This window comes from Faecalispora jeddahensis, assembly GCF_000577335.1.
In the GTDB taxonomy this organism is placed as follows: domain Bacteria; phylum Bacillota; class Clostridia; order Oscillospirales; family Acutalibacteraceae; genus Faecalispora; species Faecalispora jeddahensis.
On sequence record NZ_CBYL010000093.1, the window covers coordinates 1 to 1,784 of the forward strand.

A 1,784-nucleotide genomic window follows, 5' to 3' on the forward strand; every position below is an offset into this window, starting at 1 on the left:
GGTATCAAAGGAGCAATCCGCTGAAAGATGGACTCGCGTCCGATTAGCCAGTTGGCGGGGTAAAGGCCCACCAAAGCGACGATCGGTAGCCGGGTTGAGAGACTGAACGGCCACATTGGGACTGAGACACGGCCCAGACTCCTACGGGAGGCAGCAGTGGGGGATATTGCACAATGGAGGAAACTCTGATGCAGCAATGCCGCGTGAGGGAAGACGGTCTTCGGATTGTAAACCTCTGTCCTTGGTGAAGATAATGACGGTAGCCAAGGAGGAAGCTCCGGCTAACTACGTGCCAGCAGCCGCGGTAATACGTAGGGAGCAAGCGTTGTCCGGATTTACTGGGTGTAAAGGGTGCGTAGGCGGCTTTTTAAGTCGGGCGTGAAAGCTGTGGGCTTAACCCACAAATTGCGTTCGAAACTGGAAGGCTTGAGTGAAGTAGAGGTAGGCGGAATTCCCGGTGTAGCGGTGAAATGCGTAGAGATCGGGAGGAACACCAGTGGCGAAGGCGGCCTACTGGGCTTTAACTGACGCTGAGGCACGAAAGCATGGGTAGCAAACAGGATTAGATACCCTGGTAGTCCATGCCGTAAACGATGATTACTAGGTGTGGGGGGTCTGACCCCTTCCGTGCCGGAGTTAACACAATAAGTAATCCACCTGGGGAGTACGGCCGCAAGGTTGAAACTCAAAGGAATTGACGGGGGCCCGCACAAGCAGTGGAGTATGTGGTTTAATTCGAAGCAACGCGAAGAACCTTACCAGGTCTTGACATCCAACTAACGAGGCAGAGATGCATTAGGTGCCCTTCGGGGAAAGTTGAGACAGGTGGTGCATGGTTGTCGTCAGCTCGTGTCGTGAGATGTTGGGTTAAGTCCCGCAACGAGCGCAACCCTTGTGATTAGTTGCTACGCAAGAGCACTCTAATCAGACTGCCGTTGACAAAACGGAGGAAGGTGGGGACGACGTCAAATCATCATGCCCCTTATGACCTGGGCTACACACGTACTACAATGGTCGCTAACAGAGGGAAGCCAAGCCGCGAGGTGGAGCAAACCCCCAAAAGCGATCTCAGTTCGGATTGTAGGCTGCAACCCGCCTACATGAAGTTGGAATTGCTAGTAATCGCGGATCAGCATGCCGCGGTGAATACGTTCCCGGGCCTTGTACACACCGCCCGTCACACCATGGGAGCCGGTAATACCCGAAGCCAATAGTCTAACCGCAAGGGGGACGTTGTCGAAGGTAGGATTGGCGACTGGGGTGAAGTCGTAACAAGGTAGCCGTATCGGAAGGTGCGGCTGGATCACCTCCTTTCTATGGAGACTTGATGGAACTACGGTTTCGTCAGACATCCAAAGGTCAGGTTACGAAGTTCTGACAAGTCTACTATCGTTGTTTAATTTTGAAGGCCCTGAAAAGGGACTTCAAGGGAATGAAGGAATCCGCACCAGCGGAGGGAAGCTTCATGTTCAATTGAATATGGGGGTGTAGCTCAGCTGGGAGAGCACCTGCTTTGCAAGCAGGGGGTCATCGGTTCGATTCCGTTCATCTCCACCACCAGGCTAAGCCTGGACGTACGTCGCGCACAAAGAATACCGCAAGGGAAAGCAGAGTGCACGCGTAACTGTGCGAAGTGAAAGCTTTGCATGGCACAAAAGGGTGACAGAGGCAGCGAAAAGCCGACGGCCTCTAGCCGAAGATATGGGCTCATAGCTCAGCTGGTTAGAGCACACGCCTGATAAGCGTGAGGTCGGTGGTTCGAGTCCACTTGAGCCCACCACCAG

2 tRNA genes and 1 rRNA gene are annotated in these 1,784 nt (G+C 53.8%); all 3 read left to right on the forward strand.

Annotated elements, in window-relative coordinates:
• Nucleotides 1–1,314, forward strand: a 16S ribosomal RNA gene (locus tag TY09_RS17425); the annotation flags it as partial.
• 167 nt (nucleotides 1,315–1,481) lie between these two features.
• A tRNA-Ala gene (locus tag TY09_RS17430) sits at nucleotides 1,482–1,557 on the forward strand.
• A gap of 146 nt (nucleotides 1,558–1,703) precedes the next feature.
• A tRNA-Ile gene (locus TY09_RS17435) sits at nucleotides 1,704–1,780 on the forward strand.
• The last annotated feature ends 4 nt before the right edge of the window (nucleotides 1,781–1,784 follow it).